Here is a 25660-nt window from a genome sequence, read left to right as displayed (position 1 = left end):
AAGAGAGTTAACGGCGAAATTAGCCGTCAACTCAGTGATAGGTCATTGCGCCGGCTGTGCCGGCTCTGCATCGCCCAGCGTTTGGCGCAGGCGGTTTTCCCAGGCGTAGAGCGCGGCGGTGAGGATCACTTCCAGCGCCTGCGCCTGATTCAGGCCGCTGTTGAACAACGGCTGCACGCTCTGCGGGGTGAATTTCTCCGGAGCGCGCGTCAGCTCGGCGGCGGTGTGGATCACTGCACGTTTGACCGTATCGTCGGTATGCGCCAACCCCTGAGGCAGCCCGGCGAACAGCGCCTGCGTCAGTCCGTCATCCTGCAATTCATGCGCCACCGTAGCCGCGCAGTAGCGGCTGCCGTTGATGCGCGAGACCGCCAGCGTCGCCAGCGCTTTCAATCGGCCCGATAACCCGTATCCTTCGGCATTGATGCCGTTAAACACGCCGTTACGCTCGCGCAGCGCGGCGGCATCGTGCGCCAACAGCAAATAATAAGATTCGGCGCGCGCCTGCGGGTGGCTCTGATCCAGCACGTCAAGCTGTTCGGCGGCGGCGGCTTCCGTGTCGATTGTCGGCAGACGAGCAGTCCAGCTCAACTCGTCGGCACTGAAATCGACGCCATCGGCGTCTTCGACGTTCGGGAAGCCGGGCACCACCACCGCCGGGCGGCCGGCCAACGCCGCGACGCCCGCCACTACGCGCGCCTGATAGCTGACAAAACCGATCGTCTGAGAGAAGGTTACGATATCCGCCGGGCTCAGCCCGACGTCGCCGAGCTGTTGCAGCGCCCTGCGGCAAATCAGCGTGGGCTGGCTGGCAAGCTGGCGGGCATATTGGGTGATTTGAGCAAGACGGATATTGCTTTCCCGGGAGGCGTCCGGGCTGTGCAGCGGGGCGAGGCGGGCGGCGTAGTGGCTACAAAGCGATTGCACGCCCGTCACCTGAGCGACGGTCAACGCGGTGCTAAGGCGATCGTATGGTGACAATGTCACGTATCGTGACAGCGACACCTGGTCGGGAAACAGCGTGTGGTAACCGGCCAGCGAGGCGTTGAATACCCCGGCGCGGGCGCTGAGCGCTGCATTTAGCGCTTCGTCGGCGAAGGCGCCCAGCCCCAGCAGAAAACGATCGCGTAGGGTAGCCGCCTGCGGCTCCAGCGGCGCATCGCCCCGCACGCTGCTTTGGGTTTCGTGATACCACTGGGCATTATGTTGTCGACGGAGTCGTTCCATAGGGTCAATCCTTAATCATGAGCAACAGCCACCGGTGCGTGCGGCAGCGGCGGCTGGACAAAGAGTCAACATGCCCGCAGGCGGGGCGAAAGGCAGATTTAGCGCAGCTCATCGCAGCACAGCGCGTGGCCGTAAACAGAGAAACCGGCGGCCAGCGTGAGCAGAAACTGCGTGAGACGGCGATGGCGAAGGCTGTTCATCAGTGCGATATCCTGTCGTATGAGAGGCTCAACGTAGGGGATATCCTCACCGATCGCCCTGGCGAGATAAAATAATGTTACGGACTAATCAATAACTGAAAGGAATAAAATATAAGGATATATAACAAGAATGTAATTTGTATTTGCGTTTTCTGGCGTAGCGGCAGGCGCGTGCGGCAATAAAAAACCCGCCGCAGCGGGTTTGTTGCAGGCCAGGACGGGCCTCAAAAACGGCCGCCGTCGCGCCGCCAGGCGTCGGCGGTCAGCGCCTCGCCGAAGTGGCTGGCGATAAGGCGCTTGGTCAATTCGTGCAGCGGCGCCGCCAACACCTCGGCGGTGCTGCCGCGTTCGACGATTTCTCCTTCGTGCATCACCAACACCTGGTCGCTGATATGCTTCATCATGCCGAGGTGCTGAGTGACGTAGATATAGGAAATACCGTGTTTTTCCTGCAGTTCCAGCATCAGGTTGATGATTTGCGAGCGCATCGACATGTCCAGCGAGGCCAGCGCCTCATCGGCGACGATCACCTTCGGCTGCAGGATCAGCGCACGCGCCAATGCGACGCGCTGTTTCTGCCCGGAAGCCAGCATGTGCGGATAGTAGTAGGCGTGATCCGGCAGCATGCCGACCTGGCGCAGCGTCTGGTTGATGCGCTGCTCGCGTTCGGCGGGTTCCAGACTGGTGTTCAGCCGCAGCGGCGCGTCCAGCAGCTGGCCGATGCGCTGGCGCGGGTTGAGCGAGGTGCTCGGATCCTGAAAAATCATGCGAATGCGCTGGCTACGGTAGCGATAATCGCCGAATTCCAGCGGATGATCGTCGATCAGCAGTTCGCCGGCGGTCGGTTCCACCATGCCTGAGAGCATCTTCGCCAACGTGGATTTGCCGGAGCCGTTCTCGCCGATCACCGCCAGCGTCTGGCCTTCGCGCAGGGTAAAGCTGACGGATTTCACCGCCTCGACGTGCTGACGGCGAAACAGCCCGGTGCGATAGCGGTAGGTTTTGCTCAGGTTGCGCACTTCCAACAGCGTTTCCATGTTATTGCTCCTCCATGTTCAGCGGGAAGTGGCAGGCGAAGAAGTGGTTTTTGACCGGGCGCAGGCGCGGCGTTTCGATACACTTCTTCTGCGCGTAAGGGCAGCGCGGCCCCAGACGGCAGCCGATCGGCAGGTGTTCCAGCGAAGGAATGGCGCCCGGCAGCGTGTTCAACCGGCTCTTGTGCGGCAGCGAGCGGCCGAAGTCCGGCATGGCGCGGATCAGCGCCTGGGTGTAAGGGTGGTGCGGCGCCGCCAGCAGCTCTTCGCACTGGGCGCTTTCCACCGTTTGCCCGCAGTACAGCACGTTCACCCGGTCGGCCCATTTACTCATCATCTGCAAATCATGGCTGATCAGCAGGATGGTGGTGTTGTTGTTCTGATTGAGGCGCGCCAACAGGCGGAAAATCTGCGCCTGGGTGGTCGGCTCCATGGCGTTAGTCGGCTCATCGGCGATCAGCAGGCGCGGCTGGTTGGCCAGCGCGATGGCGATCATAACTTTCTGACACTCGCCTTCGGTCAGCTCGTACGGGAAGCTGCCCATGATGTCGTCGTGATCCTTGATGCCGACGCGGTGCAGCAATTCGATGGCGCGGCGTTTGCGCCAGTTGAAGCGCTGCCACCAGTGGCCTTTATAAGTCCAGCCCGGGATCGCCTGCGCCAGCTGGCGGCCGATGCTCTCGGAAGGATCGAGACAGGACTGCGGCTCCTGGAAAATCATCGAGACGTTGTGGCCCACCAGCCTGCGCCGCTCGCGCGGGCTCAGCTGCAGCAGATCGATGTCGTCGAAGCGGAAACGGTCGGCGGTGACGCGCCAGTTGTCTTTGGTTACGCCGCAGATGGCCTTGGCGATCAGGCTCTTGCCGGAGCCCGATTCACCCACCAGGCCGCGCACCTCGCCCTCGGTCAGCGTCATGCTGACGCGATCGACCGCCTTGACCGGCCCTTCGGCGGTCATAAATTCAATCGTCAGATTGCGGATATCGAGTAACGGCATTATTCCACCCCGGCATTGATTGCGCGGCGCATACCGTCGCCTAACAGGTTAACCAGCAGCACGCTGACGAGGATGGCCGCGCCGGGCAGCATCACCGTCCAGGGGGCGACGTACACCAGCTCGAGCGAATCGCCGAGCATCGCTCCCCATTCCGGCGAAGGCAGCTGCGCGCCGAGATCGAGGAAGCCGAGCGCGGCGATGTCCAAAATGGCCATCGACAGCGCGCGGGTGAATTCGGTCACCAGCACCGCGGCGATGTTCGGCATGACGGCGTACCACAGGATCTGCAGCGTGGAAGCGCCGTCGAGCCGCGCCGCCACCACGTACTCTTTCTCCAGCTCGTCGTGCACCGCGCTGTAGATGGTGCGCACCATGCGCGGCAGCAAGGCGAGCCACACCGCCAGCATGGCGTGTTCAAGTTTGGGGCCGATAAACGCCACCACCACGATCGCCAGCAGCAGCGAGGGAATGGACAGCAGGGTATCAAGAATGTGGTTGAGCACCGCCGAGCGCAGCCCGTGAGTGACGCCGGCGAACACGCCGAGGATCACTCCGCAGAACGCCGCGGCCAGCGTCACCGCCAGCGCCGAGCCGAAGGTGGCGGCAGTGCCGGTCAACAGGCGGCTGAGGATGTCGCGCCCGAGATCGTCGGTGCCGAGAAAGAACGACACGTTGCCGTAGCGCGACCAGGAAGGCGGCAGCAGCTGATAGCCGAGGAATTGCTGATCCAGCGCGTAGGGCGCCAGCAGGCTACCGAACAGCGACAGCAGCAGCAGGGCGATCACCCCGTAAAAACCGATCATCGCCAGCGCGTCGCCGTAGAAAATCCGCCAGGTGTAGCGCAGCGGGCTCGGCATTTTTTTCTCGCGGTATACGTTATCGAAGGGCATACCATTCCTTATGTTTCAGCGGGTTGGTTGCCGCACCCAGAATATCGGCCAGGACGTTAATGGTGATCACCAGCGTGCCGACCACCATGACACCGGCGGAGATCGCCGCATAGTCCTGCTGGCGAATGGCGTTGATCAGCCAGCGGCCGAGGCCCGGCCAGCTGAACACCACTTCGGTGATCATCGCCAGCGTGAGCATGGTGGAGAACTGCAGCCCCAGCTTGGGCACGATCGGCGGCAGCGCGTTGTGCAACACGTGGCGGCGAATGATGGTGAAGCGCGACAGACCGCGGGTGGCGGCGGCCTTGATGTAGTTTTGGCTCAGCACGTCGTCGGTGCTGATGCGCATCAGGCGCACCACTTCGGTGGTGGGCGCCACCGCCAGCGCGGCGATCGGCAGGATCATGTGGCGCAGGGCGCTGCCGATCATCTCGGCGCGGTACGGCGAGTCCGACAGCCAGGCGTCGATCAGCGCGAAACCGGTGATCGGCTTCACCTGATACAGCAGGTCGAAACGGCCGGATACCGGCAGCCAGCCCAGATGCAGCGAGAAGAACAGCATCAGCAGCAGCGCCAGCCAGAACACCGGCATCGAAAAGCCCAGCAGCGCGAAGGTGCTGATGGCGGTGTCCTGCCACTTGCCGCGCAGCACGCCGGCGATGATGCCCAGCGGAATGCCGATAAACAGCGCCAGGGCGAAGGCCAACAGGCATAGCTCCATGGTAGCCGGGAACACTTCGCGCAGCTGTTCGCTGATCGCCTGGCCGTTGATGCTGGAAACGCCGAAGTCCCAGTGCAGCAGGCTGACGAAGTAGAACTGATAGGCGTCCAACAGGGCGGCGCCGTTCAGCGGCGCGCGCGGCGTGAAATAGCTCAGGCTGAAGCTGACCAGCGTCAGGAAGAACAGCGTGATCAGCAGCAGCAGAATGCGGCGCAGGGTAAAGATAATCACTTGTTCACCTCCGGCGCGGATTCACGGTACACCCCGGCGAACGAGGCGTTGCCGAACGGGCTCAGCACCAATCCCTTGATGTCGTAGCGGTAGGCCTGCAGACGCAAAGAAGAGGCCAGCGGCAGCACCGGCAGTTGCTGCTCGAGGATTTTCTGCGCCTTGCGGTAGTTGTCGATGCGCTGAGACAGCTGCTGCGACAGCAGCGCGTTCTGCAACACCTCGTCGAAGCCCGGGTCACACCAGTGAGCATAGTTGGTTTGCGAACGGATTGCCGCGCAGCTCAGCAACGGCCGGAAGAAGCTGTCCGGGTCGTTGCTGTCGGTGGCCCAGCCGGTCAGGGTCAGATCGTGGTTCATCTCCATCAGGCGCGCTTCCTGGAAGCGGCCTTCCACCGGCACAATGGTGACGTTGATGCCCACCTGGCCGAGATCGGCCTGGATCAGCTCGGCGGTCTTCAGCGGGCTCGGGTTGTAAGACTGCGAGGCGGTCGGCACCCACAGCTTTAGGTTCAGCTGGCCGACGCCGGCCTGCCGCAGCATTTCGCGCGATTTGGCCGGATCGTACTCGGTGACGTGCGCGTCGTTGTCGTAGGCCCAGGAGGCGCGCGGCAGGATCGAGGCGGCGGTTTCCGCAGTGCCGTAATAGATCGATTGCATCAACCGCTGGTTGTTGATCGCCAGCGAGATCGCCTGGCGCACGTTGAGGTTGTCGAGCGGCGGCTTGCGGGTGTTGAACGCCAGATAGGCGATGTTCATCCCCGGGCGCAGCGTCAGGCGCAGGCGCGGATCGTCGCGCAGGATAGACAGCTGGCTCGCCGCCGGATAGGCCAGCACGTCGCACTCGCCGGTCAGCAGTTTGGAGAGGCGGCCGGTGCCGCCGGCGCCCAGATCGATCACCACCTGCGGCATGCGCGGCAGGCCTTTCCAGTAGGCGGCGTTGCGCGCCAGGCGAATATATTGCCCCGAGCGGTATTCGTTGAGCAGGAACGGGCCGCTGCCGACCGGCTCTCGGTCGATCAGCTCCTGATGGCCTTCGCGCGTCAGCGTGTCGGCGTATTCGGCGGACAGCACCGGCGCGTAGTGGGTCGCCAGGTGCCACAGGAACGAGGCGTCCGGCGACTGCAGGCGGATCTCCACCGTGTAGTCGTCGAGCTTTCTCACGCTCTGCACCGAATCGCCGAACTGCAGGCTGTCGAAATAGGGGTATTCGCCGCCGTTGACGTCGTGATAAGGGTGTTTTTGGTCAAATACGCGCGCGAAGCTGAACACTACGTCGTCGGCGTTCATCTTGCGGGTGGGGGTGAACCAGGCGGTGGTCTGGAACGGCACGTCCTTGCGCAGATGGAAGCGGTAGGTGGCGCCGTTGTCCAGCACTTCCCAGCTTTGCGCCAGCTCGGGGATCAGCCGGTAGGTGTAGGGATCGACATCCAGCAGGCGATCGTACAGCTGGGCGGCCAGGGTATCCACCGTCAGGCCGCTGCTGGCCATTTGCGGGTTGAAGGTATTCAGTATGCCGCTGACGCAATAGACAAAGCCGCTCTGGCGAATGTCCGGCAGCGGCGCCGCGGCGGGCGCGGGCGGTGTTGTTGTGGCCAGGGCGGAGCCGGTAAAGCACAACGACACTATCCAAAGGGGTAAACCACGCATAGAGGCTCATGGGTTAATCAGCAATAGCGTTAGTGTATCGCACTCTGACCGGCAGCCCAATCCATTGAGCAAAATCACTGAGTTTTCTGCGACTTGATTAATCAGGTCGTTCGCGATCGTGAAAAAAATCTTATTTGATATGTTATAACATTACAAAATCATGATACCGTTCCCCGGCAAAGTCACAATAACGCAAGGGGATGTATGAACGAAGTTGCACTTCCACCACGCCGTTCGCTGCCGGACGCTCAGGCATGGCGCGGCGAAATGAGTGATGTCGGGCTCGATTGGGTCGGGATGCAAGGGATCGCGCTGCCGCTGGAGCTGGCCGGCAAGCCACTGATGGCCAAGGTCGACGCCGGCATCAACCTGCGTGCCGAAGCGGCGGGCGAACGCGGCATTCACATGTCGCGGCTGTATCTGGCGCTGGACGAATTGACGCAGGGCGAGCTGACGCCGCAGCGCCTCGGCCGAACGCTGCAGGCCTTTCTGGATTCGCAGCCGGAACACAGCGATCGCGCCAGCCTGACGCTCAGCGGCGAGTTGCTGCTGTCGCGCCCGGCGTTGCTGTCGCCGCAGCGCGGCTGGAAGGCTTACCCGCTGCGCATCGAGGCCACCCTGACGGACAGGTTGACGCTGGCGCTGACCGTCGGCGTGCCTTACTCCTCGACCTGCCCGAGTTCGGCGGCGCTCAGCCGTCAGTTGGCGCAGCAACAGTTTCAGTTTGATTTTGAACAGGCGGCGGAGCGGATCAGCCAACGGCAGGTGAGCGAGTGGCTGTTGGAGCAGGGAATGCCGGCCACCCCTCACAGCCAGCGCAGTTGGGCCTGGGTCACCGTGACGCCCGAGAATGAACGGGCGTTCGAACCGGTGAAATTGATCGACCGCATCGAACACGCGCTGGGCACGCCGGTACAAACGCTGGTGAAACGCCGCGACGAGCAGGCCTTCGCGCTGGCCAACGGTCAGAACCTGATGTTTTGCGAAGATGCGGCGCGCCGTCTGTATCGCATGCTGTGCAGCCAGTGCGATTACCGCGCCTTCTCGCTGCGCGTCGAGCATCAGGAGAGCCTGCATGCCCACAATGCGGTGGCGGAGCTGAGCTGGCGGGGAGAAAATCATGCTGCGTAAAAATCCCAGCGGCCACCTGCCGCAGGTCTCGCCGCTGGCCTACATCGATCCCACCGCCATTATCTGCGGCCGGGTGATCGTCGAAGATTTCGTCTACGTCGGCCCGTATGCGGTGATCCGCGCCGACGAGTTGAACGCCGCCGGCGACATGGAACCGATCGTCATCGGCTCGCACTCCAATATTCAGGACGGCGTGGTGATCCACTCCAAGAGCGGGGCGGCGGTCATCATTGGCCGTTACAGCTCGATCGCCCACCGCGCCATTGTCCACGGCCCGTGTCGCATCGACGATCGGGTGTTTATCGGTTTCAACAGCGTGCTGTTCAACTGCCACATCCAGTCCGGCTGCGTGGTGCGTTACAACGCGGTGGTGGACGGCGTGACGCTGCCGGAAAACCGCTATATCCCCTCGACCGAGCGCGTAGGGCCGGACAGCGACCTGTCGTGCTATCGCCAGGTCGATCGCGGCGCGCTGCAGTTTTCGGAAGAAGTGGCCGCCACCAACGTCGAGCTGGTGCGCGGCTATCAGGCATTACGCAATGAATTTTAATGAGGCTCCCATGAAACAACTTCCCGTGACCGTGCTTTCCGGCTTTCTCGGCGCCGGCAAGACTACGGTGCTGAACCACATCCTGAACAACCGGCAGGGCATGCGCGTGGCGGTGATCGTCAACGACATGAGCGAAGTGAACATCGACGCCGCGCTGGTGGAAAATGCGGTGCATCTCGATCGCCAGGAAGAGAAGCTGGTAGAGATGAGCAACGGCTGCATTTGCTGCACGCTGCGCGAAGACCTGCTGGTATCGGTGCGCGAGCTGGCGCAGGACGGGCGCTTCGATTATCTGTTGATCGAATCGAGCGGCATCTCCGAGCCGCTGCCGGTGGCGGAAACCTTTACCTTCGAGGATGAACAAGGGGAAAGCCTGTCGCAGTTCGCCCGGCTGGATACTCTGGTGACGGTGGTCGACGGGGTGAATTTCATTCAGCAGTACCAACGGGCGCAAAGCCTGCAGGAGGCCGGCCAAAGCCTGGGCGAGGACGATCTGCGCAGCGTGGCGGATCTGTTGATTGAGCAAATTGAATTTTGCGACGTGATGCTGGTCAGCAAGACCGATCTGTTGACGCCAGCCCAGCAGGGCGAAGTGATGGCGCTGTTGGCCAGCCTGAACCCCGATGCCCGCATTGTGCCGATCGCGCTGGGTAAGCTGCCGCTGGAGGCGGTGCTGAATACCGGCAGCTTCAGCTTTGAAAAGGCGCAGCAGGCGCCCGGCTGGCTGAAAGAGCTGCGCGGCGAACACGTACCGGAAACGGAAAACTACGGCATCAGCAGCTTCGTCTATCAGGCGCGGCGGCCGTTTGCGCCTGACAAGTTTTACCGCGTGATCAACGGCGACTGGGGCGGCGGCAAGCTGCTGCGCTCGAAAGGCTTTTTCTGGCTGGCGACGCGGCCGCGGCAGGCCGGGCAGTGGAGCCAGGCAGGGGGCATCGCCCACTACGGCCTGGCGGGCACCTTTTGGCGCGCCATCCCGCAAAAGAACTGGCCGCAGGATCCCGAAGCGCGGGCGCACATTCAGGAAAAATGGGTGGAGCCGTTCGGCGACATGCGCCAGGAGCTGGTGTTTATCGGCCAGCATTTGCAGCAGGCGACGATCGTGCGTTTGCTGGACGAATGCCTGCTGAGCGACGATGAAATGGCCGCCGGCGTGGACTACTGGCTGGACATGGCTGACCCGTTCCCTGAGTGGTAATTGCGCAATCTTCGTGTGGAAATGAGAAAAATTCTCAACAAAGTGCTTTACAGACGATACTGATAACTATTATCATCGCCTGGCAGTTCACGGAAGGCCACAGTTTGCGGCTCTGATGTGGAAGGCACGACATTGCTCACATTGCTTCCAGTGTTTTTTAAGCCAGCTCGGGTGCTGGCTTTTTTTTTGCCTGTTATTCATCGTCCGCTTCGCCGTTTTGCAGCAGCGCATGTTTTTTCAGCATGCCGCGCAGCTGATGATAGGTGAGCCCCAGCAACTGCGCCGCCTTGCGCTGATTGAAACGCCCCTGCTGCAGCGCCGCTTCGATCAATACCTTCTCCTGCTCCAGCTGCCAGTTTTTCAAATCCAGCGGCAGCGCCGGTAACGCGCCGGCGCCTTCAGGGGCGGGCGCGACCGGCGCCGCCTCACGCGGCGCAAACGGGTTGATGATGATTTCGTCAAGCGGGCTGTCGCTGTCGCCGTGACGATAGACCGAACGTTCGACCACGTTTTTCAGTTCACGCACGTTGCCCGGCCAGCCATATTCGAGCAACGTTTGCCTGGCGCGTTCGGTAAAGCCGGGAAACAGCGGCAGCGCCAGTTCGCGGCACATTTGAATGGCGAAATGCTCGGCCAGCAGCATGATATCGGGCCGCCGTTGGCGCAGCGGCGGCAGCTGCACCACGTCGAACGCCAGCCGATCCAGCAGATCGGCGCGGAATTTGCCCGCCGCCGCCAGCGCCGGCAGATCGTCGTTGGTAGCGCACACCAGGCGCACATCCACCCGCAGCGGCTGGCTGCCGCCCACGCGCTCCAGCTGGCCGTATTCGATCACCCGCAGCAGCTTCTCCTGCACCAGCATCGGCGCGGTAGCCAGCTCATCGAGAAACAGCGTGCCGCCGTCGGCGCGCTCGAAGCGCCCCAGATGGCGCTTTTGGGCGCCGGTAAAGGCGCCGGCCTCGTGGCCGAACAGTTCGGAATCCAGCAGGTTTTCATTCAGCGCCGCGCAGTTGAGCGAGATGAACGGCCCTTGCCAGCGGTTGGAAAGGTAGTGCAGGCGGTGGGCGATCAGCTCCTTGCCGGTACCGCGCTCGCCGATCACCAGCACCGGTTTGTTCAACTTTGCCACCTGGGAGACTTGCTCCAATACGTCGACAAAGGCGTTTGCCTCGCCCAACAAATTCTCTGGCTGCTCGTTCATGATGAAATTCGCCAATGTTTGGTGAAAATAATCACTCTACAGCAAGCACGCAGAGAGTCAAAAAATAATATCCATTATTTATCAATGATATAAAAGTTGGCACGGGTTTTGATTATATCTTCAGGCAAGCTGTACGACTTAACGCGGCGCTTCAGACGCCATCAGAACCAAGAGGAAGTGAATTATGGGTATTTTTTCTCGTTTTGCCGACATCGTGAACGCCAACATCAACACCCTGCTGGACAAGGCGGAAGATCCGCAGAAGCTGGTGCGGTTGATGATCCAAGAGATGGAAGACACGCTGGTTGAAGTTCGCTCTACGTCGGCGCGTGCGCTGGCGGAGAAAAAGCAGCTGCTGCGTCGCATCGAGCAGGGCGAAAGCCAGGTAGGCGACTGGCAGGAAAAAGCCGAACTGGCGCTGCGCAAAGATAAAGAAGATTTGGCCCGTGCGGCGCTGATCGAAAAACAAAAGGTGGCCGATCTGATCGCCACGCTGACGCAAGAAGTGGCGACCGTAGAAGAAACGCTGGCGCGCATGAAGAGCGAAATCGGCGAGCTGGAAAACAAGCTGACCGAAACCCGTGCGCGGCAGCAGGCGTTGGCGCTGCGTCATCAGGCCGCGTCTTCCTCCCGTGACGTGCGCCGCCAGCTCGACAGCGGCAAGCTGGATGAAGCGATGGCGCGTTTCGAACAGTTCGAGCGCCGCATCGACCACATGGAAGCCGAGGCGGAAAGCATCAGCATCGGTAAAAAGAAGTCGCTGGACCAAGAGTTTGCCGAGCTGAAAGCCGACGACGCCATCAGTGAGCAACTGGCGGCGCTGAAAGCCAAGATGAACCGCTCAGAGTAAGGCGAACCGCGGCCACACGTCGGAGGTGGCCGCCTATCCAGGACCCGATAAGAAGGAATAACAATGAGTGCTTTATTACTTGCCATTCCGCTGACAATTTTCGTGCTGTTTGTCGCGCCGATTTGGCTTTGGCTGCATTACAGCAATCGGCAACAGACCGGCATCCAGCTGAGTCAGCAAGAAATGCAGCGCCTGGCGCAGCTGGCGGAAGACGCCAAACGCATGCGTGAACGCATTCAGGCGCTGGAAGAGATCCTTGATGCGGAACACCCGAACTGGAGACAGTCCTGATGAGCATGACGCTGGGCAGTAAAAAGCTTTATCGCGTTCCCGAAGAAGGCATGGTGAAAGGCGTCTGCGCCGGTTTGGCCCACTATTTCGACGTGCCGGTGCGCCTGATCCGCGTGATGGTGGTGCTGTCGCTGTTCTTCGGGCTGTTTTTCTTCACGCTGGTGGCCTATATCGCGCTGGTGTTCGTGTTGGACGAAGCGCCGGCCAGCCGTTTCGAAGGCGAGCATCAGAAGACGCCGCGCCAGCTGCTCGATCAGCTGGAATATGAGTTGGGCAGCGGCGAGCAGCAGCTGCGTCAGGTCGAGCGCTACGTAACGTCCGATACCTTCGGCGTACAGAGCCGTTTCCGCAAGCTGTAACCCTTCTTGCGATGCCCGGCCTGCGCAGGCCGGGCATCTTCGCCGCCGTTATCCCGTTGAATGTGAAATTAATCGTCTTGTGCCGGAGGGCATTGTCATGAATAAAATCGATGTTGCGAACACCGCCAGAACGGGTGGATTTAAACGAGGAGCGGCGGCAATGTTGAAGACATTGGCTAAAGTCATCATCATAGCGTTATTGAACTATGGCCCGGCGGGCGCCGCCGGCTGGCTGTTGAAGACCGTCGGCCGCAAACCGGTGCGCTTCGTGCTGGCGCTGGTGCTGGAACCGCTGTTCCGTAAAGGCCTGAACAAGGCATTCGGGCGTTACGTCAAGGAGAGCAATGAAACGACTGCAAAATGAGTTAACCTCGCTGGTCAACCGCGGAATGGATCGCCATCTGCGCCTGGCGGTGACCGGCCTGAGCCGCAGCGGCAAAACCGCCTTTATCACCGCCTTCGTCAACCAACTGCTGCATGTGCACAGCGGCGCGCGCATGCCGCTGTTTTCACCGGCGCGCGAAGAGCGCCTGCTGGGCGTCAAACGCATCCCGCAGCGCGATCTCGGCATCCAGCGTTTCACCTATGACGAAGGGCTGGCGCAGCTTTACGGCACGCCGCCGGCCTGGCCGACGCCGACGCGCGGCGTCAGCGAAATCCGTTTGGCGCTGCGCTACCGCTCCAACGACTCGCTGCTGCGCCACTTTAAAGACACCTCCACGCTGTACCTGGAGATCGTCGATTATCCCGGAGAATGGTTGCTGGATCTGCCGATGCTCGAGCAGGACTACCTGGCCTGGTCGCGCCAGATGGCCGGGCTGCTGCAGGGCGAACGCGCAGAATGGGCCAAGCCCTGGCTTGAGTTGTGCAAAGCCTGCGATCCGCTGGCCCCGGCCGACGAAAACCGCCTGGCGGCGATCGCCCAGGCCTACACCGATTATCTGCTGCGCTGCAAAAGCGAAGGGCTGCACTTCATTCAGCCGGGGCGTTTCGTGCTGCCGGGCGACATGGCCGGCGCGCCGGCGCTGCAGTTTTTCCCGTGGCCCGACGTGGCCGCGATCGGCGAATCTAAGCTGGCGCAGGCCGACAAACACACCAACATCGGCATGTTGCGCGCTCGCTTCAACTACTATTGCCAGTCGATCGTCAAAAACTTCTACAAAGAACATTTCGTCCGTTTCGATCGGCAAATCGTGCTGGTCGACTGTCTACAGCCGCTCAACAGCGGCCCGCAGGCGTTCAACGACATGCGTCTGGCGCTGACCCAACTGATGCAGAGCTTCCATTACGGCAAGCGCACGCTGTTTCGCCGCTTGTTCTCGCCGACCATCGACAAACTGATGTTTGCCGCCACCAAGGCGGATCATATCACCGCCGATCAGCACGCCAATCTGGTGTCGTTGCTGCAACAGCTGGTGCAGGAGGCGTGGCAGAATGCGGCGTTCGAGGGCATCAGCATGGATTGCGTCGGCCTGGCCTCGGTGCAGGCGACCGAGAGCGGCATCGTCGATCATCAGGGGCAACGCATTCCAGCGCTGAAGGGCAACCGCCTCGGTGACGGCGCGCCGCTGACGGTGTTCCCCGGCGAAGTGCCCGCGCGCCTGCCGGGGCCGGCGTTCTGGCAGAGCCAGGGGTTCCACTTCGATGAATTTCGTCCACGCGCCATGAGCGTGGACAGTCCGTTGCCGCACATCCGTCTGGATGCGGTGATGGAGTTTTTATTGGGAGACAAATTGCGATGAGCGAGCCGATCAAACCGCGTATCGATTTTGACGAGCCGCTGCAGCCGCCGCAGGAGCCGGCGTTGCGCGCCGGCGTCGCGTTCGATGCCGAACAGGCGGAAAGCTTTTTCCCGGCTGCGCCGGAGCTGCAGCAGGAAGAGGAAGAAGGGCGCGCCGAAGGCATCATTAACGCCGCGCTGAAACCGAAACGCAGCCTGTGGCGCAAAATGGTCACCGCCGGCCTGGCGCTGTTCGGCGTCAGCGTGGTGGCACAGGGCGTGCAGTGGGTGCATACCGCCTGGGTGCAGCAGGACTGGATCGCCATGGGCGGCGGCGTGGCCGGCGGCCTGATCGTGTTCGCCGGCGTCGGTTCGGTGGTCACCGAGTGGCGGCGTTTGTATCGGCTGCGCCAGCGCGCGGAAGAGCGCGACGTGGCGCGCGAGCTGTTGCACAGTCACGGGCTGGGCCAGGGGCGCGAATTCTGCGAGAAGCTGGCGCGTCAGGCCGGGCTGGATCAGGGGCATCCGGCGCTGCAGCGCTGGCAGGCCTCGCTGCATGAAACGCAAAACGATCGTGAAGTGGTGGAGCTGTACGCCAAACTGGTGCAGCCGGTGCTCGACAACCAGGCGCGGCGCGAAATCAGCCGCTCCGCCGCCGAATCGACGCTGATGATCGCCGTCAGCCCGTTGGCGCTGGTGGATATGGCGTTTATCGCCTGGCGCAACATCCGTTTGATCAACCGTATCGCCGCGCTATACGGCATCGAGCTGGGCTACTTCAGCCGCATTCGTCTGTTCCGGCTGGTGCTGTTGAACATCGCCTTCGCCGGTGCTTCCGAACTGGTGCGCGAAGTGGGCATGGACTGGATGTCGCAGGATCTGGCAGCGCGGCTGTCGGCGCGCGCGGCGCAGGGCATCGGCGCCGGCTTGCTGACCGCGCGGCTGGGCATCAAGGCGATGGAACTGTGCCGCCCGCTGCCGTGGCTGGAAGGGGAAAAGCCAAAGCTTGGCGATTTCCGCAGCCAGCTGATCGGCCAGTTGAAAGACACGCTGAAAAAGAGCGACGGCAAGGCCAAATAATCCCGCACGGCGCTCTGAGGAGCGCCGCTTTCTCAACGGCGCCGACGCCGGACGTAATCGAGACTTGACGACAGTCGATCCCCCTGCGAGTGCGTGATAAATCTCTGCAAAATTAATTCTGGTTGTGATAACTCTCTGTTTGTAGTCTAAAATGACGCCGATGCTGTTATTCGCTTGCGTTTAAAATCAGCAACCACGGCAATAAATCAGAGTTCTGTCAACTTTTGCTGACAGATCGCTTCTACCGCCCGGTGCGAGGGAGTATCATCATCGTCAACGATCCCCGCACCTGCAGAGATAAGGCCAACACTGATGCGTTTGGAAGTATTTTGCGAAGACCGCCTCGGTCTCACTCGAGAATTACTCGATCTTTTGGTATCGCGCAGCATTGACTTACGTGGCATCGAGATCGATCCCATCGGCCGCATTTACCTCAATTTCTCCCAGCTGGAGTTCGATACTTTCCGCGCGCTGATGGCGGAGATCCGCCGCATCGCCGGCGTGACCGACGTGCGCACCGTCAGCTTTATGCCTTCCGAACGCGAGCACCGCGCGCTGCGCGCGCTGCTGGAATCGATGCCGGAACCGGTGTTCTCGATCGACATGAAGGGCAAGGTCGAGCTGGCCAACCCGGCGGCGCAGGCGCTGTTCAGCCTGAACGAAGACAAGATCCGCAACCAGACCGCCGGGGCGCTGATCGGCGGCTATAACTTCAGCCGCTGGCTGGAGAGCGAGCATACGGCGCCGCACTCCGAGCGGGTGGTGATCCGCAGCCAGGACTTCCTGATGGACATCACGCCCATCTATCTGGAAGACGAACAGCAGCAGCCGGCCGCGGTCGGCGCGGTGGTGATGCTGAAGTCCACCGCGCGCATGGGCCGCCAGCTGCAAAATCTGTCGGTGAACGACGATACCGAATTCGACCACATCGTGGCGGTAAGCGCCAAGATGCGTCACGTGCTGGAGCAGGCGCGCAAGCTGGCGATGCTCGATGCGCCGCTGCTGATCGTCGGCGATACCGGTACCGGCAAAGATATTCTGGCCCGCGCCTGCCATTTGCGCAGCCCGCGCGGCAAACAGCCGTTCCTGGCGCTGAACTGCGCCGCACTGCCGGATGACGTGGTGGAGAGCGAGCTGTTCGGCCATGCGCCGGGCGCTTATCCCAACGCGCTGGAAGGCAAGAAGGGCTTCTTCGAGCAGGCCAACGGCGGCTCGGTGCTGCTGGATGAGATCGGCGAAATGTCGCCGCGTATGCAGACCAAACTGCTGCGTTTCCTCAACGACGGCACCTTCCGCCGGGTCGGCGAAGAGCATGAGGTGCACGTCGACGTGCGCGTGATCTGCGCCACCCAGAAAAACCTCACCGAGCTGGTGCAGCGCGGCGAATTCCGCGAAGACCTCTATTACCGCCTCAACGTGCTGACCATCACCATCCCGCCGCTGCGCGAGCGTCCGCAGGACATCATGCCGCTGACTGAGCTGTTCGTGGCGCGCTTCGCCGATGAGCAGGGTGTGGCGCGGCCCAAGCTGGCGAGCGATCTGGGCGGCTTCCTCAGCAAGTACGGCTGGCCGGGCAACGTGCGCCAGCTTAAAAACGCCATCTACCGCGCGCTGACGCAAACCGAAGGCTATGAGCTGCGGCCGCAGGATATCGTGTTGCCGGAGTTCGAGGTGGAGATGTCGCTGGGCGACGAGGTGCTGGACGGCTCGCTGGACGACATCAGCAAGCGTTTCGAGCGCTCGGTGCTGACGCGCCTGTATCGCACCTATCCCAGCACCCGCAAGCTGGCGAAGCGCCTGGGCGTTTCCCATACCGCCATCGCCAACAAGCTGCGCGAGTATGGCCTGAGCAGCCGTAAAGGCGGCGCCGAGGGCGAGGAATAAGAAAGGCGCCTTGCGGCGCCTTTAACGGATTTCCAAAGCCGGCGTTCGCCGGCTTTGTTATTTCAGCGCAGCCAGCGCTGCGTCGTAGTCCGGCTCGGTGGTGATTTCGTTCACCAGCTCGCTGTACAGGACGTTGTCCTGGCCATCCAGCACCACGACCGCACGCGCGGTCAGGCCTGCCAACGGGCCTTCGGCGATTTCGACGCCGTACGCCTGCTTGAAATCGGCGCCGCGCAGGGTGGACAGGGTGACCACGTTGCTCAGGCCTTCCGCGCCGCAGAAGCGAGACTGCGCGAACGGCAGATCGGCGGAGATGCACAGCACCACGGTGTTATCCAGGCCGCTGGCCAGCTGGTTGAATTTACGCACCGACGTCGCGCAGACGCCGGTATCGATGCTTGGGAAGATGTTCAGGACTTTGCGTTTACCCGCGAAGCTGCTCAGCGCTACGTCTGACAGGTCTTTGGCAACCAGTGAGAAGGCCTTGGCCTGTTCGCCCTGCTGTGGCAGTTTGCCCGCTACGCTGACCGGATTGCCTTGAAAATGTACTGTCTGAGTCATTGCTAGATTCCTTTTACAGGTGTTTATACAAAGGGTATGAACCTGATGAAACGGCGCACCGGCAACGGCATTTAACATCAGGTTCACACCCTGGCGCCAGTTTATGACAACCGGGGCGGATTGGATATCAAAGTTTGCTAAATAGTTGTATATATTAGGCTGTTCTATAAAACATCACCGGCGCATCAGCCTGGCTGAATGCGCAGTTTTCGCTCAGGAGCCGTTATGAGAGACATGCGTTTTTACCCGGAAGCCTGGCCGCTGCATACCGCCTTCGTGATTGCGCGCGGCAGCCGCACCGAAGCCCGGGTGGTGGTGGTCGAAATCGAACAGCAGGGCGTGCGCGGCACCGGTGAATGCACGCCGTACCCGCGTTACGGCGAGAGCGAGGAATCGGTGATGGCGCAGCTGGCAGAGATGGCGCCGGCGATCGCACAAGGCATAACCCGCGAGCAGCTGCTGGCGCAGATGCCGGCGGGCGCCGCCCGCAACGCGCTGGATTCGGCACTGTGGGATCTGGAGTGCCGCCTGCACGGGCAGAGCCTGTGGCAGCGCAGCGGCGTGGCGGCTCCGGCGCATATCCGTATGGCGCAGACCGTCAGCATCGGCACGCCGGAAGCGATGGCCTTCGCCGCGCGCGAACTGGAGCGGCAGGGTGCCACGCTGCTGAAGATCAAACTCGACGATCACTATATCAGCGAACGACTGGTGGCGATCCGCGCTGCGGTGCCGCAGGCGACGCTGATCGTCGACGCCAATGAGTCCTGGCAGGCGGAAGGGCTGGCGGCGCGCTGCCAGCTGCTGGCCGATCTCGGCGTGGCGATGCTGGAACAGCCGCTGCCGGCCGGTGACGACGCCGCGCTGGAGCACTTTATTCATCCGCTGCCGATCTGCGCCGATGAAAGCTGCCACACCCGCGCCGATCTGCCGCGGCTGGCGCAGCGCTATCAGATGATCAATATCAAACTGGACAAAACCGGCGGCTTGACCGAGGCGTTGGCGCTGGCGCAGGCCGCGCGCGAACAAGGGTTCGACATCATGCTCGGCTGCATGTTGTGCACGTCGCGGGCGATATCCGCCGCCTTGCCGCTGGCGCCGGCGGCGCGCTTCGTCGATCTGGACGGCCCGACCTGGCTGGCGCGTGACGTCGAGCCAGGCCTGGCGTTCGAATGCGGGGCGATCGTCGATATCGCCCCGTAAGGATTAATTCGGGTAGGTCAGCAGCTCGGTCATCGCGTCGATGTAGCGCTCGCTGGCGGCATCGGCGGAGATCGGCGGGAATTCGGCGGTGATGCACGGCAGCGACAGATCCGCGCACCAGCTGCCGAACGAACCGGGCGTTTCATAACCGACGCTGGTCACCAGCGGCAGTTCGAACTTGTGCGCCAGCCAAACGCCGAGCCGCGAGCTGGCGGGATCTTCGATGCAGGCCAGCGGCTCATGGAACGACACCACCCAGTGGGGCTTCAGGCGATGGATCAGGTGACACAGCGCCTGGGTTTCCGGTTCGGAACCGGGGCGCCCGCCGGTGGAGAGCTTGACGTCGCGCACCGGCGCCGCGCTGTTCCAGCGGTAGACGGTGTCGCCGGAACGCCAGTTGGCGGCCGGGAAGTTGCGGTTCAGATCGACGCCGTTGGCATTGGCGCGCAACCCCAACTGGCAGCCATCGGGGTTGACCGCCAGCACCACGTGGTGCCGCAGCCGCTCGGGGGCGATGCTGCGCAGCGCGCAGGACAGGGTCACGATGGCGGCGCTCTCATCGCCGTGGGTGCCGGCGATGATCAGCCCGGTCTGCGGGCCGCTGCTCGCCGCCGGGAAATAGAGCAGCGGCGCACCCAGCAGCGAGCTGCCGTAGTTCTCTCCTGCGATGGCCAACTGGCCACGTTCACTGCGTGGTCGATGTTCGGTCATGGTGTTGTCCCTGGATTAAAGGTCGAGAGTCATTGTCATTTTATTCAGTGTATTACGCTTTGAGACATCTTTCCCATCGCAATTGTGCGGCGTTTGCGCGATCTGTGACGCGGCGGCGGCGAAAACGCCAATTAAACCGCACCTGGCCTGACGCTGTTGTTATACTAACGGCAGTGCTAAGCCAATCACCCGCAAGAGGATTTAACATGCCAGTAGCCAGAATCATCGCCAGCTATAGCGAAAATGAAAATGACACCATCACGCTGCTGTGCGGCGTGGACGCTGAAAACCAGATCCGCCAGGGGGAGTGGTTCGGCGTGGTGAAAAACGACGACGGGCGCGGGGATGAATCGAACTATCCGTTCACCCTGCATATCGATTACCAGAAAGATGCCTTCTACCTCGATTACGGCTACGCCGACGCCGACGCGCGCCAGCTGCAAAAAACCGATATTTCGGCCCGTCCGCTGGCCGAGAAAGGCTTTTTCACCGTGTTCGATGAAGAAGAAGGCGAAGAGTTCAGCTACCGCATCAACAGCATCCACCTGTACGACTGACGGTCGCTGCTGCAAACACCGCCCGTGCCGCCCTGCGCCGCACGGGTTTTTTATCGCCTGAATCGCACTTTTTGCAACTTCTCGGCCGTGAGCGCTAGGCCGGACGGATCTTGTGCTATATGATAAAAAATTCAGATGGTTAACGGGGGAACATCATAATGACGGGAAGAAAAATGCAACGGGGTTTTCGTTTGGCGCTTTGCGCGGCGGCGATCGGCGCCTGTATGAGCAGCGCCATGGCGGCGCAGGTTCCCCCGGGCACCGCGCTGGCGGCCAAACAGGAAATCGTGCGCCACATTAAAGACGAACCGGCCTCGCTCGATCCGATCAAAGCGGTTGGCCTGCCGGAGGCCCAGCTGGCGCGCGATCTGTTCGAAGGGCTGGTCAATCAGGACGCCAACGGGAAAGTGATCCCTGGCGTCGCCACGCGCTGGCAGACCAGCGACAACCAGACTTACATTTTCCATCTGCGTAAAGACGCGCGGTGGTCAAACGGTGACCCTGTCACGGCGAAGGATTTCGTCTACAGCTGGCAGCGGCTGGTCGAGCCGAAAAACCTGTCGCCGTTCGCCTGGTTCGCGCAGCTGGCGGGGATCCAGAACGCCGAGCAGATCATCAGCGGCAAATTGCCGGCCGATCGCTTGGGCGTGTCGGCGCCGGACGACTACACGCTCAAAGTGCAGCTGGACAAGCCGGTGCCGTACTTCGTCAGCCTGACGGCCAACTTCAGCCTGTTCCCGGTGAATAAGGCGGTGGTGGAAAAATACGGCAACGACTGGACCAAGGTCGGCAATCTGGTGGGAAACGGCGCGTTCAAACTGCAGGAGCGGGTGGTGAACGAGAAGCTGGTACTGACGCCTAACGATCATTACTGGGATCATGCGCATACCGTGCTGACCAAAGTGACCTTCGTACCCATCAACCAGGAATCCAACGCTACCAAGCGTTACCTGGCAGGTGACATCGATATCACCGAATCCTTCCCGAAAAACATGTATCAGAAGCTGCTGAAAGACATTCCGGGGCAGGTGTATACGCCGGATCAGCTCGGCACCTATTACTACGCGTTCAACACCCAGCGCGCGCCGACCAACGACGTGCGGGTGCGCCAGGCCTTGTCCTATGCCATCGATCGCAAGATTATTGCCGAAAAAGTGCTGGGCACCGGCGAAAAACCGGCCTATCACTTCACGCCGGACGTGACAGCCGGGTTTAAACCGGAAGTGAGCTTGCTGCAACAGCAATCGCAGGCGGAGTTGGACGCGCAGGCCAAGGCGTTGCTGCAGGCGGCCGGTTACGGCCCGAACAACCCGCTGAAGCTGACGCTGCTGTATAACACCTCGGAAAGCCACCAGAAGATCGCCATCGCCGTGGCCTCGATGTGGAAGAAGAAGCTGGGGATTGACGTCAAGCTGCAGAACCAGGAATGGAAAACCTACATCGACAGCCGCAACACCGGCAATTTCGACGTGATCCGCGCCTCCTGGGTAGGTGACTATAACGAAGCGTCGACCTTCCTGTCGCTGCTGACCTCGACCCACAGCGGCAACATCGCCAAGTTCAAGAACGCGGACTATGACAAGCTGCTGGCGCAGGCGGGGCGGGAAACCAATCCGGCGGCGGTGACCGCCGATTACAACAAGATGGAGCAGATCATTGCCGATCAGGCGCCGATCGCGCCGATTTACCAGTACACCAACGGCCGCCTGATTAAGCCGTGGGTAAAAGGCTACCCGATCACCAATCCGGAAGACGTGGCCTACAGCCAGACGATGTATATCATCAAACACTGAGTCGCTTTAATTATCGCCCTCGCTTGATGCGGGGGCTTTATTTTTTTTCGACGATGAAACTAAGAAGATAATTAATTATTTCACGCGATAAACCCCGTTTAATAATAAACAGGGTTGCCATCATCACAGTATTTTCGCTATTTCAGAGAATGGTTACGCTTATAGACAGTCCCGCATGGCATCCACCACCACCCGGCCGTTCATGTCGGTTTGAGTGATGCGGTAACTGGTGGGGTACGAGCGTCGGGTGCTGAAACGATCGTGGACGGAGACCTTGCCAATCTGCAGGCCGGCGGCGTTTTTCACCACAAACTCACTGATCTCTTCCTGGCCCTGGTTTTGCAAATGGATATTGCTGATTTTTTCCAGCGTATCGCTGGCGTTTATTTTTAAATGGTCGCGTAACATAACTACCTCCTCGTAGTGAGAAAAGTATATGCCCCTAAAATTTGCGCTGAAACAGCTTTGTGTTGATTTATTATTATCATTTTGAATTAAAAATGATAGCAATATGTTAAGTCATAATAATAACGGCATTGCCAGCGCTTTATCAGCGATATTGCCTGATTTGTCGGCAAAGGTTTATTTCATTGCCGTTATTATTAGTCTGCATTAATGGGGAAAAGCGCCTGCCTGGCCGCCGGGGCTGAAAATACGCAGGCGACGTTGTGCCCGCAGCCGGGAACGATCGTTAACCGATGCGGCTTCTCCGGCGCCAGGTAATGCCGATCGTAGTCGGCGTAGGCCAGGGCGCGCTGCAATCGATAGGGGCCCTGCAACTGGGCGGCGCAGGATTTGTCGAGTATCCGATAGTAGGCGCCCGGCGCGGCGCCGGTATCCTCGGCGGCGGCCAGATAGGTGATATCGGCGGCGGCGTAACGCCGGCGGGCCGCGTCGGCGGTGCGCTGCAGGTGAGCGGGAAACGCTTCCAGACCGTATTTCCATCGGTTGGCCTGCGGACAATGGCCGGCGTCCAGCGTTTGCCAGCGAAAACGGCAGGTTTCTTCACTGCTGCAGTTTCCCCAACTGGTGGGCAGAGGGCGCAGGCGATCAAAATAGAGCCAGCTGCCGGGATCGGCCACCACATAGCGCAGACGCACTCCGCGTGGCGGCTGGGCAAAGCCGACATAATGCTGCACGAACTGGGCGCCGGCGGAAAAACCGGCCACGGTTATCGACTGCAGCGACGGCCAGCGCCGTTTCAAATCGGCCAGCAGGTTATCCATGGCGTTGAACGAACCGGTCTTCCCGCCATTATCCAAGCCGCCCTCGACCCAGGAGCCGCAGCGCCACAGGGCGTCGCCGTCTTGCGGCTGGGGCAGACCGGCGGAATGGCAGTGGGCGGCGAGTTTTACCGGTACCTGAAACAGCGGGGCGACCAGCAAGCTGCTGTCTCCTGCTCCCTGCGCGGCGTCGATCGCCGCTTGCAACGTCCTGGCGGCGTCGCGTGGATGGCCGTGCATCACCACCAGTGCGCTACGCGGCTGGGGGGAGCGGGCGTGAGCGACAAAATAAGGCAGGGAACCGGCCGCCGTCGGCGCGCGATAGGGCGTGGCGAGGCGCTCCAACACCGGCTCTGCACGAACCGATTGGCCGAACAGCAGCAGGGCGGCCATTGCGATGCACCGCAGGCAGCGCATTCTCGTCAGGCTCGGCGCAGCGCAGTGCGCATTTGTCTCAGGACTTCCCGGCATCGTTGTTCCTCACGCGCTCGTTGGTAGTAGCGATAAAAGGCGCGTTCCGAGCTGAGGTTACCCGCGCGTGCCAGCTGTCTGAAGGTCAGGTATGCCAGGCTGAACATAATGATAATAAATAATAAGCCGGGGAACAGCAGCTGCCAGCCGTCGGTGATGCGCGCATTAGGCAGATAGCTGAGTGAATGGGGCGTAATCAATACCCCTAACTGTTGCAGTCCCCATTGAGTCAACGCGGGGAGTAGTACCAGCAGCGTGACGAACAGCAAATACAGCAAAAAATAGCGACACGAAAGCAGGAAACGTTTGAAAGCGTTATTGGCGCTTGGCCGCAAAACGAAGCCCGCGGACGTGGCGCGCAAGATTTGCTGGCGGCCACCGGTGAAGCGATAACGTTCCAGCGCCGCTACGCTGTCCGGCAATGCCAGCAGCAGTTGCAGCGCAGTAAGGCCGGCGCTGCTGTTGCCGAGATAGTCGCGAAATCGCAACAGGCGTATGGGGGCGCTCTGGCGCTTCTCGACGGATTCGAGCAGGTTCAGCAGCTTATCGCGGTTTTCCCGCCGAATGCGAAAAGGGGTTTTGACGACGGCGATAAACAGCGTAATGACGGTCGGTAAGACGATTTTCAAAATATCTGCGGCGCTGATTTGTAACATGCGAGTCTCCTCTCGGGCTGTCTTGCGTTCCTTGCGGCAGAAGTATAGACCACGCTTATAGGACAACGTGAAAACTGGCGTTACAGCTTGGCCTTTGATCTCCAAGGCGTTAACGCTAGACTCAGCAACATAAGCAAGACTGAGGGGATAAATGAATGGATGTGATTGAGGGGAGCGAGCTGCAGATCGCCGATGCGGTTTACGCCTACCAGTTGGACGGCAAGGGCGGCGTCACGCCGATCGAGCAGGATGACACGATCACCTGCGACGCGCCGTGCTGGCTGCATCTTGATTACGCGCACCCGGCCAGCGCCGAATGGCTGAGCACCACGCCGCTGCTGCCGGACTCGGTGCGCGAAGCGCTCTCCGGCGAAAGCTCACGGCCGCGCGTCAGCCGCCAGGGCGAAGGCACCATGATCACCCTGCGCAGCATCAACTTCAACGCCAATTCCCGGCCGGACCAGCTGGTCACCATTCGCGTGTACATCACCGATAAACTGATTGTCTCTACCCGACACCGCAAGGTGTATTCCATCGATCAGGTGGTGAACGATCTGCAAAGCGGCGCCGGGCCGACCAACAGCGGCAGCTGGCTGGTGGAAATTTCCGATGCGTTGACCGATCACACCAGCGAATTTATCGAGGATCTGCACGACAAGATCATCGATCTGGAGGACGCCTTGCTGGAGCAGCAGGTGCCGGAGCGCGGCCAGCTGGCGCTGATCCGTAAACAGCTGATCGTGCTGCGCCGCTATATGGCGCCGCAGCGCGACGTCTTCGCGCGGCTGGCCAGCGACCGTCTGCCGTGGATGAGCGACGACGATCGCCGCCGCATGCAGGACATCGCCGATCGCCTGGGGCGGGGATTGGACGATCTGGACGGCAGCATCGCGCGCACCGCCATCTTGTCCGACGAAATCACCACGGTGATGGCCGATGCGATGAATCGCCGCACTTACACCATGTCATTGTTGGCGATGGTATTTCTGCCTACCACCTTCCTGACCGGGCTGTTCGGGGTCAACCTTGGCGGCATTCCGGGCGGCGGCAATCCTCTCGGTTTTGCGGCGTTTTGCCTGATGCTGGGAGGGTTGGTGCTTGGCGTCGCCTGGTGGCTGAAGCGCAGCCGCTGGCTGTAGGCAAAAATGACGAAAACCCGGTTAACATTGAGCAATATCAACATTTAGCCGGGGGAAATGGGGCATGATCTCTCTCGCAGGTGAATGCAACGTCAAGCGATGGGCGTTGCGCTCCATAATTGTCTTACTTTCTTATTTT

The 25660-nt window shown here is 61.0% G+C and carries 26 protein-coding genes; 14 read left to right on the top strand and 12 right to left on the bottom strand.

What is annotated here, in order from left to right; translation table 11 throughout:
* Nucleotides 1-42: 42 nt before the first annotated feature.
* The 6 genes from ACJ8HH_RS08635 to sapA form a co-directional block, all read right to left on the bottom strand.
* Nucleotides 43-1227, bottom strand: coding sequence for a CMD domain-containing protein (locus ACJ8HH_RS08635; protein WP_043147536.1), 1185 nt, complete (start codon nt 1225-1227; stop codon nt 43-45).
* Between the two features lie 424 nt (nt 1228-1651).
* The gene (sapF, locus tag ACJ8HH_RS08630) at nt 1652-2464 is read right to left on the bottom strand and encodes a putrescine export ABC transporter ATP-binding protein SapF (RefSeq protein WP_033648455.1); all 813 of its coding nucleotides are present in this window, start codon (nt 2462-2464) and stop codon (nt 1652-1654) included.
* A gap of 1 nt (nt 2465) precedes the next feature.
* Nucleotides 2466-3458, bottom strand: coding sequence for a putrescine export ABC transporter ATP-binding protein SapD (gene sapD, locus ACJ8HH_RS08625; protein WP_004930587.1), 993 nt, complete (start codon nt 3456-3458; stop codon nt 2466-2468).
* Nucleotides 3458-4348: a putrescine export ABC transporter permease SapC gene (gene sapC / locus ACJ8HH_RS08620; RefSeq protein WP_004930580.1), complete on the bottom strand. Its 891-nt coding sequence runs from the start codon at nt 4346-4348 to the stop codon at nt 3458-3460. The genes sapD and sapC overlap by 1 nt, the downstream gene beginning before the upstream one ends.
* A complete protein-coding gene (sapB, locus tag ACJ8HH_RS08615) occupies nt 4335-5300 on the bottom strand; it encodes a putrescine export ABC transporter permease SapB (RefSeq protein WP_004930575.1) in 966 nt (321 codons plus the stop codon). The genes sapC and sapB overlap by 14 nt, the downstream gene beginning before the upstream one ends.
* A complete protein-coding gene (gene sapA, locus ACJ8HH_RS08610) occupies nt 5297-6946 on the bottom strand; it encodes an ABC transporter substrate-binding protein SapA (protein WP_048321637.1) in 1650 nt (549 codons plus the stop codon). Before sapA ends, sapB begins: the two co-directional genes overlap by 4 nt.
* Before the next feature lie 204 nt (nt 6947-7150).
* Between sapA and folE2 the strand changes: the two genes are divergently transcribed.
* Genes folE2 through zigA form a run of 3 tightly spaced genes read left to right on the top strand, consistent with a single transcriptional unit; the run spans nt 7151 to nt 9825 of the window.
* Entirely contained in the window at nt 7151-8077 is a 927-nt protein-coding gene (folE2, locus tag ACJ8HH_RS08605) for a GTP cyclohydrolase FolE2 (protein WP_060425807.1), read from the top strand.
* Entirely contained in the window at nt 8067-8627 is a 561-nt protein-coding gene (locus ACJ8HH_RS08600; RefSeq protein WP_048321636.1) for a carbonate dehydratase, read from the top strand. Before folE2 ends, ACJ8HH_RS08600 begins: the two co-directional genes overlap by 11 nt.
* A 10-nt stretch (nt 8628-8637) precedes the next feature.
* Nucleotides 8638-9825, top strand: a complete 1188-nt coding sequence (gene zigA / locus ACJ8HH_RS08595; protein ID WP_048321635.1) for a zinc metallochaperone GTPase ZigA — start codon at nt 8638-8640, stop codon at nt 9823-9825.
* 193 nt (nt 9826-10018) lie between these two features.
* Here the strand turns inward: zigA and pspF are convergent, their stop codons facing one another.
* Nucleotides 10019-11026 carry a phage shock protein operon transcriptional activator gene (pspF, locus tag ACJ8HH_RS08590; RefSeq protein ID WP_048321634.1) on the bottom strand — a complete coding sequence of 336 codons (1008 nt, stop codon included), beginning with the start codon at nt 11024-11026 and terminating at the stop codon, nt 10019-10021.
* Nucleotides 11027-11210: 184 nt separating this feature from the next.
* Here pspF and pspA point away from each other — a divergent pair, with 184 nt between their 5' ends.
* From pspA to tyrR, 7 genes are all read left to right on the top strand, one after another.
* Nucleotides 11211-11876 carry a phage shock protein PspA gene (gene pspA / locus ACJ8HH_RS08585; RefSeq protein ID WP_048321633.1) on the top strand — a complete coding sequence of 222 codons (666 nt, stop codon included), beginning with the start codon at nt 11211-11213 and terminating at the stop codon, nt 11874-11876.
* 63 nt (nt 11877-11939) lie between these two features.
* Nucleotides 11940-12167, top strand: a complete 228-nt coding sequence (gene pspB, locus ACJ8HH_RS08580) for an envelope stress response membrane protein PspB (protein ID WP_004930553.1) — start codon at nt 11940-11942, stop codon at nt 12165-12167.
* Nucleotides 12167-12526, top strand: a complete 360-nt coding sequence (pspC, locus tag ACJ8HH_RS08575; RefSeq protein WP_033643233.1) for an envelope stress response membrane protein PspC — start codon at nt 12167-12169, stop codon at nt 12524-12526. The genes pspB and pspC overlap by 1 nt, the downstream gene beginning before the upstream one ends.
* Before the next feature lie 97 nt (nt 12527-12623).
* Nucleotides 12624-12890, top strand: coding sequence for a phage shock protein PspD (gene pspD / locus ACJ8HH_RS08570; RefSeq protein ID WP_031299672.1), 267 nt, complete (start codon nt 12624-12626; stop codon nt 12888-12890).
* Nucleotides 12871-14268 carry a YcjX family protein gene (locus tag ACJ8HH_RS08565; RefSeq protein ID WP_033653054.1) on the top strand — a complete coding sequence of 466 codons (1398 nt, stop codon included), beginning with the start codon at nt 12871-12873 and terminating at the stop codon, nt 14266-14268. The genes pspD and ACJ8HH_RS08565 overlap by 20 nt, the downstream gene beginning before the upstream one ends.
* Nucleotides 14265-15326 carry a YcjF family protein gene (locus ACJ8HH_RS08560; RefSeq protein ID WP_004930545.1) on the top strand — a complete coding sequence of 354 codons (1062 nt, stop codon included), beginning with the start codon at nt 14265-14267 and terminating at the stop codon, nt 15324-15326. Before ACJ8HH_RS08565 ends, ACJ8HH_RS08560 begins: the two co-directional genes overlap by 4 nt.
* A 312-nt stretch (nt 15327-15638) precedes the next feature.
* The gene (tyrR, locus tag ACJ8HH_RS08555; protein ID WP_033648446.1) at nt 15639-17210 is read left to right on the top strand and encodes a transcriptional regulator TyrR; all 1572 of its coding nucleotides are present in this window, start codon (nt 15639-15641) and stop codon (nt 17208-17210) included.
* Nucleotides 17211-17267: 57 nt separating this feature from the next.
* On the opposite strand, the gene tpx is transcribed toward tyrR, so the two are convergent.
* The gene (gene tpx / locus ACJ8HH_RS08550; protein WP_049234351.1) at nt 17268-17771 is read right to left on the bottom strand and encodes a thiol peroxidase; all 504 of its coding nucleotides are present in this window, start codon (nt 17769-17771) and stop codon (nt 17268-17270) included.
* 225 nt (nt 17772-17996) lie between these two features.
* On the opposite strand from tpx, the gene ycjG reads away from it, so the two are divergent.
* Nucleotides 17997-18971, top strand: coding sequence for an L-Ala-D/L-Glu epimerase (ycjG, locus tag ACJ8HH_RS08545; protein WP_049234352.1), 975 nt, complete (start codon nt 17997-17999; stop codon nt 18969-18971).
* Nucleotides 18972-18974: 3 nt separating this feature from the next.
* On the opposite strand, the gene mpaA is transcribed toward ycjG, so the two are convergent.
* Nucleotides 18975-19682 (bottom strand): murein tripeptide amidase MpaA, encoded by a 708-nt coding sequence (mpaA, locus tag ACJ8HH_RS08540; protein ID WP_033648445.1) that lies wholly within the window; start codon nt 19680-19682, stop codon nt 18975-18977.
* Between the two features lie 206 nt (nt 19683-19888).
* Here mpaA and ACJ8HH_RS08535 point away from each other — a divergent pair, with 206 nt between their 5' ends.
* Both ACJ8HH_RS08535 and ACJ8HH_RS08530 read left to right on the top strand, forming a co-directional pair.
* Nucleotides 19889-20239, top strand: a complete 351-nt coding sequence (locus ACJ8HH_RS08535) for a hypothetical protein (protein ID WP_442520225.1) — start codon at nt 19889-19891, stop codon at nt 20237-20239.
* 158 nt (nt 20240-20397) lie between these two features.
* Nucleotides 20398-22032 carry a peptide ABC transporter substrate-binding protein gene (locus tag ACJ8HH_RS08530; protein ID WP_033653056.1) on the top strand — a complete coding sequence of 545 codons (1635 nt, stop codon included), beginning with the start codon at nt 20398-20400 and terminating at the stop codon, nt 22030-22032.
* 159 nt (nt 22033-22191) lie between these two features.
* Here the strand turns inward: ACJ8HH_RS08530 and ACJ8HH_RS08525 are convergent, their stop codons facing one another.
* The 3 genes from ACJ8HH_RS08525 to ACJ8HH_RS08515 all read right to left on the bottom strand — a co-directional run bounded on the left by ACJ8HH_RS08525 (nt 22192) and on the right by ACJ8HH_RS08515 (nt 24382).
* On the bottom strand, nt 22192-22440 hold the full coding sequence (locus ACJ8HH_RS08525; RefSeq protein ID WP_033648443.1) for a hypothetical protein: 249 nt from the start codon (nt 22438-22440) through the stop codon (nt 22192-22194).
* Nucleotides 22441-22634: 194 nt separating this feature from the next.
* A complete protein-coding gene (locus tag ACJ8HH_RS08520) occupies nt 22635-23672 on the bottom strand; it encodes a hypothetical protein (protein WP_060427997.1) in 1038 nt (345 codons plus the stop codon).
* A gap of 5 nt (nt 23673-23677) precedes the next feature.
* A complete protein-coding gene (locus tag ACJ8HH_RS08515) occupies nt 23678-24382 on the bottom strand; it encodes a hypothetical protein (protein WP_039565944.1) in 705 nt (234 codons plus the stop codon).
* 155 nt (nt 24383-24537) lie between these two features.
* Here ACJ8HH_RS08515 and zntB point away from each other — a divergent pair, with 155 nt between their 5' ends.
* A complete protein-coding gene (zntB, locus tag ACJ8HH_RS08510) occupies nt 24538-25521 on the top strand; it encodes a zinc transporter ZntB (protein WP_033648440.1) in 984 nt (327 codons plus the stop codon).
* Nucleotides 25522-25660 lie beyond the last annotated feature (139 nt).

The sequence above is a fragment of the Serratia sp. CY32780 genome (assembly GCF_052169135.1).
Taxonomy (GTDB): Bacteria; Pseudomonadota; Gammaproteobacteria; order Enterobacterales; family Enterobacteriaceae; genus Serratia; species Serratia sarumanii.
This window is presented reverse-complemented; position numbering and strand designations above follow the sequence as displayed.